Source organism: Planctomyces sp. SH-PL62, assembly GCF_001610895.1.
Taxonomy (GTDB): domain Bacteria; phylum Planctomycetota; class Planctomycetia; order Isosphaerales; family Isosphaeraceae; genus Paludisphaera.
On sequence record NZ_CP011273.1, the window covers coordinates 3,488,766 to 3,502,473 of the forward strand.

A 13,708-nucleotide genomic window follows, 5' to 3' on the forward strand; every position below is an offset into this window, starting at 1 on the left:
CCCGATCGATCGACGCCGACGGACCGGCGCGTTCCTCGACTCGGTCGAGGCGCCCGGCGTGGAGCGATCAGCCCCCGGGCGCGAAGGCGCGGGTGCGTCGGCGAGGGTCGAAGGGCGGGCCGAGGCTCAGGCGGGAGCGGACCGGCTGAAGGCCTTCACTTTCGCCTTCGCCGGGACCTTCACCGTGAGGGACTCGACTTTCGGCGAGCCTTCGGCGAGCAATTCGGCGGGGGCGGGCGCTTCCGGCTTGACCTTCGGTCGAGGGGGGTCCGACTGCCGGACGGCGCATTGGGGGTGGATGCCTGCCTGCGAGTAGACCGCCTTGTGGCAGACCGGGCACTGGGCCCGTCCCGAAACGGAGGTGGGAGGAGTGTGATAGTGCCTTGTCGACATGGTGCCTCCTCAGAGGGGTAAGGCGACTCCGGGAGGACCATCAGGATCAGGCCGCCCGGACGGGCGTCAGGCGCTTCGAGCCGCCGAAAGTCGGGGCCGAGAGCCAAGACGCGATCGAGCCCCGGCGCATGCGGAGGCGATGAGGAGCCTCAGGGGCTCCCGGTTGATTACCAGGCGAGGCGGCCTCGCTGGTCTCGGCGATGCGAATCGAATCGCCGTGCATGTCATGGGGCTCCTCGCCCGGTTGCAATGGGGCGAGGGCGAAGATGAGGCTCTCGCCGACGGCGAAAAAGCTCTCCGAGGATGTCGGGACCATCGCCCTGCGGCTCCGGTCCCGCTCTCGCATTCGATATCGTCCGGCTTCCGCCGGATCGCTGTCATCGAGAGGCCTTCCTGTGCGAGGGCCGGGTTCGATGCACGGGGCCCCGATCCCCGGCTCGCGGGACGTCCCCTATGGAGGGGGGACTCTCCCGGCTCGAACGCGGATCGTCCGGACGAATCCGGAGAAAGGCCGCATTCCAGCGCCCATCGATCAGCTCGTCGATGGGAACGCTGGAAAGGAGGACTTCATCGACGGGGCGGGAGGGGCTGAGGTTGCAAACCCTTCCGCGCCCATCGATCAGGCTGATCAATAGCGGCGACCGCCGCCACCGCCACCGTAGCCGCCGCCGCCACCGCCGTAGCCGCCGCCGCCACCACCACCGTAGCCGCCGCCGCCGCCGGTGCGGGGCTCACGGGGCTTGGCTTCGTTGACGGTCAGGTTGCGGCCGTCGTAGTTGTGACCGTTCAGGGCCTGGATGGCCGCCTGGGCTTCGGCGTCCGAGCCCATCTCGACGAAGCCGAAGCCCTTCGAGCGGTTAGTGTCCCGATCGACGACCACCTGGGCGCTCTGCACGGTCCCGTAGGGCGTGAACAGCTCCTCCAGATCGGTGGAGGTGATGTTGTAGGTCAGATTCCCAACGTAAAGCTTTCTGGACAAGATCAGCTCCGAGGCGAAAGATTCGACCCGCATGGTGCTCCCCGGGTCGAGAAGGAAGGTGGGCCCTAGATGGGCCCCGGTGGGCCCCAGGTGGGCCCGAAAGGCTGGAAAAGGCGAGAGATGGGCGATGAGGCCTCGGGGAGTGCCAGCGGCGCCGCTCGGTCGACAGACCAACCGAGTGAAGCATAACAGAAGCTGGAAACGATGAATAGGAAAAACGAGATTTTTTTCAACATCCGTCCAAACGCGTGAAATGGCCCGCGTCGACGCCCCCTCGCGTAGAATGTCCTCGCCCGGATCTCCTGCGGGTTCGAGGGCGACCGCGGCCGAGATCCGGCGACGCTGAACCGGAAGGGCTGGAGCGACATGACCCGGACCGATGAGAATCTCGTCAAGCTGTTCGTCCGCCTGCGGGAAGAACTCCGGGACGTCCCCGCGGTGGGCCTCGCCTTGAAGGCGCAGGGGGGCGACGTCACGCTGAGGGTCCGGAGCGAGGAGACGGCCGGAGATGAGCGTTCCCCGTTCTTCGCCCTGGTCGTCGGCGCCGCCGAGCGCGACGGCGCCTATCGGATCTCCTACCGGCCCAGCGGCACGCCGCTGGCGGAACCCGGCGTGACGATCGTCGCCGCGGACTCCGCCGACGAGCTGTTCGGGCTTGTTTGGGATCGCGTCGACGCGGAGCGGCGGCGGATCGACGCTCATCGCGGCGGGGCCTGAAGCCGATCCAGCACGGCCAGGGCGTCGCTCGTCGCCGCGCCTTCGGCCGTGTTGTCGAAGATGCACCAGACGGGCCCGTCGCCGGCCTCGGCGGCGAGCCGATCCGCCAGGGCGTCGCGATCGGAGTCGGGATACGCCGAATGGTACATCACCGGCGACCCGTGCAGGCGGTGGTAGATCAAGCCTCGCCAGCCGCCGGGCTCCGCCGCCCGGGGGACGACGGCGGGATCGGCCGCGACGCGGGCGGCCTCGTGATCGGCGAGCAGCCGGTCCGCTTCGGGCTCGAACCAGCTTCGGTGTCGGGGCTCCCAGGCGACGCCCCCGTCGTACCGCCGCCTCAGCGCCTCCAGAAACGCGGCGGCGACCCCGCGGTCGAAGGCCAGGCTCGGGGGGAGTTGCACCAGGAGCGGGCCTCGCTTCGCCCCCAGCTGGGCGGTCTCGTCGAGGAAGCGGTCGAGCGGCTCGCCCGCGCCGACGAGGCGGCGATCATGGGTGATCTCCCGGGGGACCTTGATCGAGAACGAGAAGCCGGCCGGCGTCTCCGCCGCCCATCGGGCGTACGTGGACGGCCGATGGGGGCGGTAGAACGACGAGTTGATCTCGACGGCCGGGAACCTCCGCGCGTAGCGCTCCAGATGGCTCCCCTCCTCGGGGAAGCTCCCGGCGTGCTCCTTGGGGATGGACCAGCCGGCGCACCCGATGCGCGCGTCGAGGCGGGGGGGGCGACCCATCCCGGGCTCCTTCGAAGGTGAGACCGCGAGCGACGCCGAATGGACGGGCGTCCGGCCGTCGCGTCGCCGATCGTCTCAAAGCAAGGGGCGTGCCGACCCGACCCGCTCCGACGTTTTCGATCACGGGACCCGGGAAGGAACGCCGACTGCTCCCGCGTCGCCGCGATCGAGACTCGCCCTCGCCGTCCGGACCTCCTGGTATAATCGAGCGGTCCCGGGTCATCCCAGACAGGAGACGCATCCGATGGAACGTCGAGGCTTTCTCAAGGGCACGTCCGCCGCCGGTCTTCTGGCCCTGCTCGATCCCGCGTACGTGCGGGCCAGGGAGGCCTTCCAGGCCGGCTCGCCGCCTTCCCAGCTCGTGCCGAAGCGGCCTTACGGCAGGGCGAAGGACTCGATCTCGATGATCGGCTTCGGCGGCATCATCGTCATGGACGTGACGCCCGAGCAGGCCTCGCGATACGTCGGCGAGGCCGTGGATCGAGGCGTCAACTACTTCGACGTGGCCCCTTCCTACGGCAACGCCCAGGAGCGGCTCGGACCGGCCCTCAAGCCCCATCGCGACGGCTGCTTCCTCGCCTGCAAGACGACCGAGCGGGAGGCGGCCGGGGCTCGCGGGGAGTTGGAGGAGTCGTTGCGGGTCCTGCAGACCGATCGGCTCGACCTCTATCAGCTCCATGCGCTGACGAGCCTGGAGGACGTCGACCGGGCCTTCGCGCCGGGAGGGGCGATGGAGGTTTTCCTGAAGGCCAGGGAGCGCGGCCAAGTCCGCTACCTCGGCTTCTCGGCCCACAGCGAGGAGGCGGCCCATGCGGCGATGGATCGCCATGATTTCGACTCGATCCTGTTTCCCCTGGGCTTCCCGACCTGGATCAAGGAGGGGTTCGGTCCCTCGGTCCACAAGCGCGCCCAGGAAGGTGGGAAGGCGATCCTGGCCCTCAAGGCGATGGCCCACCGGAAATGGACGGTCCAGCCGGAGGATCGCAAGTGGAACAAGACCTGGTACGAGCCTTTCGATCAGCTCGATCAGGTGTCGCTGGGGCTGCGGTTCACCAACGATCTGCCGGTCCACGCCATGATCCCGCCGGGACACTGGGACCTCTTCAAGATGGCGGTCGAGCTGGCCCAGGCGGGGGCGCTGACGCCCCTCAACGACGCCGAGCGCGAGATCGTCGCCGCGATCGCCCAGGACGGCGAGCCGATCTTCGAGAAGAAGGCCTGACGCGGTTCAACCGGGCCGATCGCGCTAGCGCTTTCCCCTTCGGATCGCGTGGAGCGTCTCGTCCAGCTTGGAGAGGAAGCGGGACCGATCGACCTTGGAGAAGGCCGACGGCCCGCCGCCGAACTCGCCCGACTGCCTCAGCATATCGTGCAGGGCGCGGGTGGCGAGCGCCTCGCCGATGGCGTCCTCGGTGAAGGCGTATCCCTTCGGGTTCAGCACTCGCGCGTCGGCCTTCAGGCAGCGCTCCGCCAGGGGGATGTCCGAGGTGATCGCGACGTCCCCAACGCCGACGCGATCGGCGATCCAGTCGTCGGCCGCGTCGAATCCGCCCCGGACCACGACCAGCTCGATCAGCGCGTCCCTGGGCGTGAACAGCAGCGAGTTCGAGACCACGAAGACCTTGGCCTCGTGGCGTCGGGCGACCCGGTAGATCTCATCCTTGACCGGGCAGGCGTCGGCATCGACGTAGATTGGCATCGGCTGGGCGTCCCGACGTGGCGTGAGAGGGCGATCGGCATGGCTGGGGGCCGTTGGACGACCCCTCCCATTCTACGAGGAAAGTCCAGCCAGATCGGCCGGAAGACCTCGCCGCCAGCCTGCATTTCCGCGAGACCGACGCAGGTTGACTGCGCCATAATGGACTGCCGACCGGCGACACGGGAGGGCGAACCGGCCCTCGTGTGGACCTGGGACGGCAACGACGAGATGGACCCGGCGCAGGGCCGAGGCCGGACCGTGGCGAGGGGCGACGAACTCCACGGGTTGATCGTCTTCCACGGCGGCGACGAGTCGGAATTCCGGGCGATCAGGAAGGGCCGTTGAGCCGAGGCGGAAACGACCGAAGATCGAGGCCGTTCAAGCTCGGCGGATGATCCATGAACAAGACGGAGGCGAACGAGCAAGGCATGGACAGCCAAACTTACCAACCAGGCCCGACACCGGACAGCGTACGGGCCGCCGATGGGAAGGTCGTGGCCATACCGGAGGGCTGGGCGCTGCTCCCTCCGGGGGATGCCGGGCTGACTCGTCGGGTGAAGGCCGCCGGGGATCATTGGATCGTCCAGGAGAAGGTGGGGCGCAGGACGTTCTCCAGGGGCGTGTGGGCGGCGGCGGAGAGCATCGAGCGGATTCGGGCCGAACTCGAAGCCGAGCGATCCACCGAGGGCTACGCCAGGAAGAGGGAGGCCGCCTCTCGGCGGCGAGAGCAGGCGCAGGCCGAGTACGTCGAGGACTTCCACGGGGCCGTGGTGGCGTTCCTCGGCTTCCACGCCGATCACGCCGGGCTCGCCGATCGCCTCGCTCGGGCCGTCGCCGACCACGCCACGCCGGTGGGAAGCGGGACCGTGGCCCGGACCGAACGCATCCCGATCGAGCGGCGGGCCGAGGCCGCCGTGATCGCCTGGATGCGGCACCAGACCACCGGCTACGACGGCATGACGATCCCCAGGGTCAAGGGGAAACGGCGGGAGGTCCGTCGGCTGCTGGCCCGGCGGTCGCAGGAGCTGTTGCAGCGCTATCGCAGCGGCGAGCCGGTCGTGGATGAATGCCCGCTAGAGAGGGCGTTGGCGGACGGCGTCCGAGGCGGGACGACCGAGGGAGGAACCGAAGAGGCGACATCAGCCTGAGGCTATCCACTCGCCTTTCAGGATGCACCCCCTCGACCCGCACTGGACGCTTCCCAGCCGCCTGGAGGAAAGCCCGACGGCCCAGATGATCCAGATCAGCGGATTCATCACCGACCCAGGATTTTGAAGCGGGAGGCACCGCGGAAAGGGCCGACCCACCTGAAAAGGAAGCGTCGAGGCGGAGCTGCGCGATCCGAATGGGTGACGCGCAGGGCTCCGCGACGCGCGGATTTCTCGGCCCGAGGGGCCGATCAGGGGCGATCCGAGAGGGTGGCGAAGATGCCCTGCATGAAGGCGGGGAGGTCTTCGGGCGTGCGGCTGGTGACGAGGTTGCCGTCGCGGACGCAGGCGCCGTCCTGCCAGACGCCGCCGGCGTTCTCGACGTCGTCGCGGATGGCGAAGAAGCCGGTGATGTTGCGACCCTTGATGCAACGGGCCGAGCAGAGCATCCAGGGGCCGTGGCAGATGGCCGCGACGACCTTGCCGAGGCTGGCGGCGCGGGCGACCAGCTCGACCATCGCCGGGGTGCGCCGCATGTGGTCGGGCGAGTAGCCGCCGGGGATCACCACCAGGTCGAAGTCTTCCGCCTTGACGTCGGCGGCGGCCACGTCGGACTTGGCGGGGTAGCCATGCTTCGAGGCGTAGGTCTCGCCGGCCCTGGGGCCGACGATCTTGACGTCGCAGCCGGCCTCGCGGAGCCGATAGACGGGGTACCAGAGTTCCAGGTCCTCGTAGAACTTCTCGACCAGGACCGCGGCCGATTTGCCGCTCAGATTGCTCATGGGGGTTCCTTCGCTGGGGTGGTTGTGCGGGTTTGATACGGGTGTGCGGCCTGGGGCGAGCGTCAGCCGCGGGCGGACGTGGCGCGGTCCGCGGAGGCGTGCTCGACCATGGAGCGCTTGATGGCCTCTTCGAAGCCGAAGGGAGGCTGGTAGCCCAGCAGTTTGCGGGCCTTGTCGATCGAGAAGTCGAGGTTGAGGCCCAGGAACTTGTATCGGGCCTTGTTGATGATCGGCGCGTCCTTGCGGCCGCGGAGCCGGGCGCCCCCCTCGACGATGGTGGCCAGGAACTTGGCCAGCTTCAGGGGGATCTTCCGCGAAGGGGCGGGGAGCCCGGCCAGCTCGGCGACGCGGCCGATGAACCGGCGCTTGCTGACGGCCTCGCCGTCGGTGAGGTTGAAGACCTCGCCCACGGCCCCGGGGGCCTCGGCGGCCAGGAAGATCCCGTGCACGAGATTCTTGGCGTAGATGCAGTTCAGGGCCTGCTCGCCCGAGCCGAAGTAGGCGAAGGTCCCCCGCCGGAGGTTGGTGAGGAGCTTGGGGAGGACGGTGCGGTCGCGCTCGCCGTAGATGAATCCGGGGCGGACGACGACGATCGGCAGGCCCTTCTCCTTGCCGTACCGGAGGGCCAGGGCCTCGGCTTCGGTCTTGGAGCGGGTGTAGGCGTCGAGGGAGTCGGCGGCGGGGGGGTGGTCTCGTCGGTGCCGTGGTGGTCGCGGCCCTCGTAGACGCCGAGCGAGCTGACGTGGACGAATCGCTCGACCTTGGCGGCGACGGCGGCGTCGAGGAGGAGGCGGAGGGCGTCGACGTTGAGCCGGCGGAACTCGGCGAGGGTCCCCCAGTCGCCGACCTTGGCGGCGCAGTTGAAGATCCAGTCGGCGCCGGCCGCTCCCCGGGCGAGGGCGTCGGCGTCCTCGAGGTCGCCGACGACCTTCTCGACGCCCCACTCGTCCAGCTTTCGGACGTCGCTGGTGGGCCGGACTAGGGCGCGGACGCGGTGGCCCCGCTTGAGGGCCTCCTCGACCGCGTGGCCCCCCACGAGGCCGGTGGCGCCGGTCACGAAGATCGTCTTGGGACTGCTGCTCATGGCTCTCGGATCTCGACCGCGGGAGGGATGCCGCCGACGGTCCGGGCGCGGTCAGGCTGCCGGTCCGCTCGGTGCGGGAGGGTTCGACGTCGACCCTCTTCGATCCTACCCGATGGGACGCGGCGGTCAAACCGGCCTTCGCCGGGGCGGCCGCCCCGCGACGGAGTTAGGGGTGGCCTTGGGATCGTCGCTCGGTGTAGTCTGGAGGGTGTGGATCTCGTCGCCGCCGCCCCGCGGGCGGGGCTTTCCACTTCGAGTCGTGCGGGAATCGCGACGCGGCGCCGATCCGATCTGAGGAGCCGCGCCGACCGGGTCGGGATCGTGTAGACGGAAGGAATGGGTCGTCATGGCCGCCAGCCTCAAGCCGGAAGAGATCGAATCGTTTCGTCGCCTGCTGGTGGACCTGGACGACCGGCTTCGCGGCAACGTCGACCGCATGACCGACGAGGCCCTGCGGCGGAATCAGAACGAGGCGAGCACGAACCTCTCGAACGTCCCTCTGCACATGGCCGACGTGGGGACCGAGAACTACGACCAGGAGTTCACCCTCGGGCTGATCGAGAACGAGCAGGAGACGCTCAAGCTCATCGGCGAGGCCCTGGGTCGGGTCCGGGACGGCCACTACGGACGCTGCCTCGAGTGCGAGCAGCCCGTCGCCAGGGCCCGGCTGGAGGCCCTCCCTTACACCCGCTACTGCATCGAATGCGCACGGAAGCTGGAGAACCCGGAATGACTCGACGGGTCGCGATGAGCCGCTGGATCCTGTTCTGGGCCCTGGCGCTTGGGGGCGCCGCCTTCGATCTGACGACCAAGGCCCTCGTCTTCGAACGGGTCGGCCCGCCCCCGTCGGCGCCGGTGACGCTGATCCCCGACGTGCTGGAGCTGCACACCAGCCACAACCCCGGCGCGCTCTGGGGTTTCGGCCGCGACATGCCCCACAGCAGCCTGATCTTCGCCGGGCTCTCCGTGGTGGCGGGGATCGCGATCGTCGCCTGGCTGTTCGTCGCCGGCGCGGCGTCGAGCCTCCCCCTGACGATCGCCCTGGGGCTGATCATGGCGGGCGCCCTGGGGAACTGCTACGACCGCCTGAAGTTCGGCCACGTCCGGGACTTCGTGCACTTCCACATCGACGCGATCAACTTCGACTGCGCCATCTTCAACTTCGCCGACAACATGCTGGTCGCCGGGGCCCTGACCCTGGTCCTCTTCGCCCTTCGGCCCGATCCGATCCCGGCGCCGGCCGACGAGGCCCCGTCCCCGTCCCACGCCAGGGATGCGGAGTCGCTGCCGACCCCGTGAGCCGGGATTCGCGTCGATCGGGGATCGGTCCGCGACCCGGCGCTCGTCCGCTCAGACGTCGTAGTACAGGTTGAATTCGTAGGGGTGGGGGCGGATGCGGATCGCCTCGACCTCGTAGGTCTGCTTGTACCAGATCCAGGTGTCGATGACGTCGGGGGTGAAGACGTCGCCCCGGAGCAGGAACTCGTGGTCGCGGCGGAGGGCGTCGAGCGAGGCGTCGAGCGAGCGCGGGGTGGTGGGGACCTTGGCCATCTCCTCGGGTTGCAGGTCGTAGATGTCCTTGTCCAGCGGGTCGCCGGGGCGGATCTTGTTCTGGACGCCGTCCAGGACGGCCATCAGCATGGCCGAGAAGAGCAGGTAGGGGTTGGCCGCGGCGTCCGGGCAACGGTACTCGATCCGACGGCTGCGGGGGCTGGCGCCGGACACCGGGATGCGGACGATGGCCGCACGGTTGCGGCGGCTGTAGGCGACCTTGGTGGGGGCCTCGAAGCCCTCGATCAGCCGCTTGTAGCTGTTGGTCGTGGGGTTGGCGAAGGCGCAGAGGGCGTCGGCGTGCTTGAGCAGGCCGCCGATCGCGTGGAGGCCCAGGTCGCTCATCCCGGCGTAGCCGTGGCCGGCGAGCAGGGGTTCGTCGTTCTTCCAGAGGGACAGGTGGGTGTGCAGGCCCGATCCGTTGTCGTCGAACAGCGGCTTGGGCATGAAGGTGGCGGTCTTGCCGTTGCGGGCGGCCACGTTCCGGATGATGTAGCGGGCCATCATCACCTGGTCGGCGATCTCCAGCAGGTCGTGGGCGTTGAGGTCGATCTCGCACTGGCCGCCGGTGGCGACCTCGTGGAAGTGGGCGGAGGGGGTGATGCCGCACTCGGCCATGATCCGGGCCATGTCGGAGCGGAGGTTCACCAGGGAGTCGGTGGGGGGGCAGGGGAAATAGCCCAGGCCGGAGCCCGGCTTGTAGCCGAGGTTGGGACCTTCGCTTCGGCCTCGATTCCAGGCGCCTTCGGCCGAGTCGACGTGGTAGAAGGCCTCGTTGGACCGCTGGTCGAACCGGACGTGGTCGAAGACGAAGAACTCCAGCTCCGGGGCGAGCAGGCAGTAGTCGGCGACGCCGGTGCTCCGCATGTAGGAGACGGCCTTGCGGGCGATGTTGCGGGGGTCTCGGGTGTAGTCCTGGTGGGTGATCGGGTCGTGGATGTTGCAGATCATGGTCAGCGTGGGCTGGGCCATGAAGGGGTCCACGAGGGCCGTCTCGGGCTGGGGGACGACCAGGAGGTCGGCCTCGTTGATGGCCCGCCAGCCGACGACGCTGGAGCCGTCGAAGCCCAGGCCCTCCTCGAAGGTCTCCTCGGTCAGGGCGTCGGCGGGGATGGAGAAATGCTGCCAGACGCCGGGGAAGTCCATGAATCGCAGGTCGACCGTCGTGACCTCGCGTTGCCGGATCTGCGCAAGTACTTCTTTGGGCGTCACGCGGGCTGCTCCAGGGGGGTGGCTCTCGGCCCTGTCTCTTCGAGTCGAGAGAGCTTACCATCGAAACCGAGGGGAGGGGGGCTGGGGCGACCCGGGATCGGGCTCCCCCCCAGCTTACGCGGAATCATCCCCCCGGTCGAGGAGTCGCGCCATGCTCGGTCGAGACGTCTCCCCGGCCCGGTTCGTGCTGCTGGAGCACCGCTGGGACGGGGTCCACTGGGATTTCATGCTGGAGCGGGGCGGGTCCTGAAGACCTGGGCGCTGGACGCCCCCCCGCGCCTGGGAAAGAGGGCGCCGCTCGGGCCCTGCCGGACCACCGCGCGGCGTATCTCGACTATGAAGGCCCGGTCTCTGGGGATCGAGGAACGGTCGCGCGGGTCGACGTCGGCGTCTACATCCCGCTCGAATGGTCGGACGACCGCGTCCGCATCCGGCTGGAGGGGCGTCAACTCGTGGGCGAAGTCCTCCTGACGAGGCGACCTCGACGCGATCCGAGCGATCCCGAGGAGTCGGGCTGGAAGATCTCCCTGGGGAACGTCGATTGAAGAATCCGGCGCGAGGGGAGCCGGGGCGTGTAGAACGCGCCCCGCGTCCGGTCGGAGCGGCCGGCCAGGCGGATCCGCCCGGTGCGGATCTCGACGTCGTCGAGCCGCACGTCGTCGCGCTGGCGATTCGGCATGTAATGGAGCTGGACGACCGGATAGCCGTCCACCTTCCGCCAGACCACGTCCACGCCGTAGCCCCGGCCCATCTCGATGATCCGGTCGAGCACGCGGTCGGCCGGCACCGGCAGGATCCCGGCGCGGATCTTCTCCAGCGTCAGTTCCACGGTGTTGTCGGCGGGGATCCTCGGCCGGGCGACGACGGTGATGACCGACGACAGGCCTCCGCGTTCCAGGCGGAACGCCAGGATCACCCGCCCGGATTCGAACAGGACGCGGGGCTCGTGGACCTGGGGCGGGAGCTGGTCCGCGAAGTGCGTCACCAGATCCTCGGCCAGCCAGGCGTTCACCTCCTGGTCGGAGAAGACCGCCTCCCACGTCGGCTCGTTGCTGATGTCGTTGCGGAGCTGGAGGCTCTGGGCCACGAAATGCTTCGCCCGCCCCTCGATCTGGTCGCGAGGCAGGTCCAGGGGGACCATCTCCCGATAATAGCGCGGCTCATACGTCAGGCAAAACCAGGCGGCCGTCGGGATGAGGACGGCCAGGCCGACCAGCACGCCGACGAACTTCCACCTTTTCGAGAGCTTCCTTCGCATCAAACCCCCATCGAACGGCAAGCGACGGAGTGATGGGAAACGACCTGCCCGCGGTCGCAAAATTTCAACGACGTCGATCGAGAGGGACGGGACGGGGAGGCGCGGTCGTACACGTTCGCAAGATACGCGGATGCTGAAAATCGGTCAATCCGCAGTTCAGCCTCGCCCATCCTCTGCAATCCTTACGCCGTAACGCCTCGCACGCCCGAACCGACCCGGCGGATTGGGTTCGTTCGCCCCGGACGAACGAACCCAATCGAGGCGCAAGTCGTTGTCATGTTGGATTTTGAGAACAAGGAGAATTGGCTTTGTTCGGCGCTTTCTCCTGGGTTTCGATGTCTCTTCCTTCCCCTCGAACCCGCCCGAGGTCGTGAGGCGGTCGACGTCGAGAGATCGGCCCGGAGAGATCATGGAACATGATGAAGACATGGCGACCGGGGACGAACCATTTTGGAGGACTCGCGCATGAAGAATCTCTACACGCCCCCGCGGCCGGAGCCGATCGACGAGTTCATCGAGGTCCTGGCGGGCTCGGGGCGGACCCGCGTCGAGCGGATCATCTCGCGCGGCCAGGCGTCGCCCGAGGGGTTCTGGTACGACCAGGACGAGCACGAATTCGTCGCGGTGCTCCAGGGGGCGGCCCGGCTTCGGCTTCAGGCGCCGGATGAGGAGGTCGTCCTGGGGCCGGGCGACCATCTGACCATCCACGCGCACCGCCGCCACCGCGTCGAGTGGACGTCTCCCGACGAGCCGACCATCTGGCTGGCGGTCTTCTACGCCGACGCTTCGGATTGATCCCGGCCCGTCCAGTTCAGGTCGAGGAACCTGGCCATGAGACGCCAGCCCTGGTCGAAGAAGGGGCCGCCGCCGTCGCGGGCGTGCTGTTCGTCGTAGCGGAGGCCGGAGGCGGGGATGTTGGTCCCGGCGATCGTCCAGGCGACGGGGGCGCGGTCGTGGGCCCGGGTGCGGAGCAGGGTGGAGTGGTCGGGGGAGATCAGGATCCGCCAGGCGTCGCGGGAGTTCCTGAGATGCTCGAAGATTGGGGCGACGATGTCGCGGTCGATGCGTTCGATCGCCTCGACCTTGGCGTCGGCGCGGCCTTCGTGGCTGGCCTCGTCGGGGCCTCGACGTGGACGCAGACGACGTCGTGGTCGCGGAGGGCGGCGATTCCGGCTCGGCCCTTGGCGGCGTAGTCGGTGTCCAGGTAGCCGGTGGCGGTCGGGACGTCGATCCGGTCCCAGCCGGCTAGCACGCCGACCCCGCGCACCAGGTCGACGGCCGAGATGATGGCCCCCTTGAGGCCGTGCAACTCCTGGAAGGTGGGCATGTGGGGGGCGGGGCCCTGGCCCCAGAGCCAGATCGCGCTCGCGGGCTTCTCGCCCCGGGCGATCCGGGCGAGGTTGACCGGATGATTCGCCAGGATCGGCTCGGCGCGCTTCATCAGGTCGACGAGCAGGTCGGCACCGGGGCCTTGCGGCAGGTAGTCGGAGGCCGGCTGGTCGGGATGGTCGTGGGGGGGGACGGTGCGGGTCTCGGCGGTGAGCCGGGGCTCGCCCGGCTTGCCGCGATAGATCATCAAGTTGCGGTAGCTGACGCCGGCGTGGAATTCGACGTCCGGGCGGCCCAGCTCGGCCTGGAGGGTCGCCATGATCGGCGCGCCTTCCTCGCTGGTGATGTGCCCGGCGGTGAAGTCGGCGAGGCGGCCGTCGGCGATCGTCATCAGGTTGCAGCGCACGGCCCAGTCGTCGGGGCCGAGGGGGACGCCCATCGCGGCGGCCTCCAGCGGGGCGCGGCCGGTGTAGTACGCCTCGGGATCGTAGCCGAAGAGGCTGAGGGTGGCGACGTCGCTGGCGGGGAGGAACCGATCGGGGACGTTCCGGGAACGGCCCACGAGGCCCTCGGCGGCGACCCGATCCATCGCCGGCAGGTCGGCCGCCTGCAAGGCCGTCCGGCCGCCTAGCCCCTCGAACGGCTCGTCGGCGGCCCCGTCGGGGATCACGATCACGTACTTGGCGGGCACGGGCGGCTCCTGGGATCGATGCGGGGAGGGGGGCGGCGGAGACGGGGGCGGGGGCGAGGCGTCCCCGGTCACTCCTCGACGCCGAGTCGCACGCTGGGGGCGCGGACGACGTCGAGGCGGTCGATCTCGCGGAT

The 13,708-nt window shown here is 69.1% G+C and carries 16 protein-coding genes and 2 pseudogenes; 7 read left to right on the forward strand and 11 right to left on the reverse strand.

Going from position 1 to position 13,708, the window contains the following annotated elements:
* Positions 1–126 precede the first annotated feature (126 nt).
* The 3 genes from VT85_RS27655 to VT85_RS13575 all read right to left on the reverse strand — a co-directional run bounded on the left by VT85_RS27655 (position 127) and on the right by VT85_RS13575 (position 1,372).
* Positions 127–393: a hypothetical protein gene (locus tag VT85_RS27655; RefSeq protein ID WP_156512862.1), complete on the reverse strand. Its 267-nt coding sequence runs from the start codon at positions 391–393 to the stop codon at positions 127–129.
* Positions 394–439: 46 nt separating this feature from the next.
* Entirely contained in the window at positions 440–709 is a 270-nt protein-coding gene (locus VT85_RS13570) for a hypothetical protein (RefSeq protein WP_156512863.1), read from the reverse strand.
* A 312-nt stretch (positions 710–1,021) separates the two neighbouring features.
* Entirely contained in the window at positions 1,022–1,372 is a 351-nt protein-coding gene (locus VT85_RS13575; RefSeq protein WP_068421977.1) for an RNA recognition motif domain-containing protein, read from the reverse strand.
* Positions 1,373–1,738: 366 nt separating this feature from the next.
* On the opposite strand from VT85_RS13575, the gene VT85_RS13580 reads away from it, so the two are divergent.
* Entirely contained in the window at positions 1,739–2,089 is a 351-nt protein-coding gene (locus tag VT85_RS13580; RefSeq protein WP_068416019.1) for a hypothetical protein, read from the forward strand.
* Here VT85_RS13580 and VT85_RS13585 read toward each other — a convergent pair.
* On the reverse strand, positions 2,071–2,820 hold the full coding sequence (locus VT85_RS13585; RefSeq protein WP_068416021.1) for a DUF72 domain-containing protein: 750 nt from the start codon (positions 2,818–2,820) through the stop codon (positions 2,071–2,073). The genes VT85_RS13580 and VT85_RS13585 overlap by 19 nt on opposite strands.
* A gap of 244 nt (positions 2,821–3,064) precedes the next feature.
* On the opposite strand from VT85_RS13585, the gene VT85_RS13590 reads away from it, so the two are divergent.
* Positions 3,065–4,042: an aldo/keto reductase gene (locus tag VT85_RS13590; RefSeq protein WP_082858587.1), complete on the forward strand. Its 978-nt coding sequence runs from the start codon at positions 3,065–3,067 to the stop codon at positions 4,040–4,042.
* A 24-nt stretch (positions 4,043–4,066) separates the two neighbouring features.
* On the opposite strand, the gene VT85_RS13595 is transcribed toward VT85_RS13590, so the two are convergent.
* Positions 4,067–4,519: a YaiI/YqxD family protein gene (locus VT85_RS13595; RefSeq protein WP_068416024.1), complete on the reverse strand. Its 453-nt coding sequence runs from the start codon at positions 4,517–4,519 to the stop codon at positions 4,067–4,069.
* A 201-nt stretch (positions 4,520–4,720) separates the two neighbouring features.
* On the opposite strand from VT85_RS13595, the gene VT85_RS27660 reads away from it, so the two are divergent.
* Positions 4,721–4,864 carry a hypothetical protein gene (locus tag VT85_RS27660; protein ID WP_156512864.1) on the forward strand — a complete coding sequence of 48 codons (144 nt, stop codon included), beginning with the start codon at positions 4,721–4,723 and terminating at the stop codon, positions 4,862–4,864.
* 53 nt (positions 4,865–4,917) lie between these two features.
* Complete coding sequence (locus VT85_RS13600; protein ID WP_231871375.1) at positions 4,918–5,667, forward strand: DUF2293 domain-containing protein; 750 nt, start codon at positions 4,918–4,920, stop codon at positions 5,665–5,667.
* Positions 5,668–5,918: 251 nt separating this feature from the next.
* Here the strand turns inward: VT85_RS13600 and VT85_RS13605 are convergent, their stop codons facing one another.
* The 3 genes and pseudogenes from VT85_RS13605 to VT85_RS28510 form a co-directional block, all read right to left on the reverse strand.
* Positions 5,919–6,449, reverse strand: coding sequence for a type 1 glutamine amidotransferase domain-containing protein (locus tag VT85_RS13605; RefSeq protein WP_068416027.1), 531 nt, complete (start codon positions 6,447–6,449; stop codon positions 5,919–5,921).
* A gap of 62 nt (positions 6,450–6,511) precedes the next feature.
* On the reverse strand, positions 6,512–6,898 hold the full coding sequence (locus VT85_RS28505; RefSeq protein WP_197490675.1) for a hypothetical protein: 387 nt from the start codon (positions 6,896–6,898) through the stop codon (positions 6,512–6,514).
* Positions 6,899–7,533: pseudogene (locus VT85_RS28510) on the reverse strand (NAD-dependent epimerase/dehydratase family protein); the annotation flags it as partial.
* A gap of 346 nt (positions 7,534–7,879) precedes the next feature.
* Between VT85_RS28510 and VT85_RS13615 the strand changes: the two are divergent.
* Positions 7,880–8,266 (forward strand): TraR/DksA family transcriptional regulator, encoded by a 387-nt coding sequence (locus tag VT85_RS13615; protein WP_068416030.1) that lies wholly within the window; start codon positions 7,880–7,882, stop codon positions 8,264–8,266.
* A complete protein-coding gene (gene lspA / locus VT85_RS13620; RefSeq protein WP_068416032.1) occupies positions 8,263–8,832 on the forward strand; it encodes a signal peptidase II in 570 nt (189 codons plus the stop codon). Before VT85_RS13615 ends, lspA begins: the two co-directional genes overlap by 4 nt.
* A 51-nt stretch (positions 8,833–8,883) precedes the next feature.
* Here the strand turns inward: lspA and glnA are convergent, their stop codons facing one another.
* Both glnA and VT85_RS13630 read right to left on the reverse strand, forming a co-directional pair.
* Positions 8,884–10,296 (reverse strand): type I glutamate--ammonia ligase, encoded by a 1,413-nt coding sequence (glnA, locus tag VT85_RS13625; RefSeq protein ID WP_068416035.1) that lies wholly within the window; start codon positions 10,294–10,296, stop codon positions 8,884–8,886.
* Positions 10,297–10,741: 445 nt separating this feature from the next.
* The gene (locus tag VT85_RS13630; RefSeq protein WP_068416038.1) at positions 10,742–11,554 is read right to left on the reverse strand and encodes a hypothetical protein; all 813 of its coding nucleotides are present in this window, start codon (positions 11,552–11,554) and stop codon (positions 10,742–10,744) included.
* 465 nt (positions 11,555–12,019) lie between these two features.
* Here VT85_RS13630 and VT85_RS13635 point away from each other — a divergent pair, with 465 nt between their 5' ends.
* Positions 12,020–12,349, forward strand: a complete 330-nt coding sequence (locus VT85_RS13635; protein WP_082858588.1) for a cupin domain-containing protein — start codon at positions 12,020–12,022, stop codon at positions 12,347–12,349.
* Here the strand turns inward: VT85_RS13635 and VT85_RS13640 are convergent.
* A pseudogene (locus tag VT85_RS13640) lies at positions 12,328–13,574 on the reverse strand (cofactor-independent phosphoglycerate mutase). The gene VT85_RS13635 and the pseudogene VT85_RS13640 sit on opposite strands and share 22 nt — an antisense overlap.
* Positions 13,575–13,708: the final 134 nt, after the last annotated feature.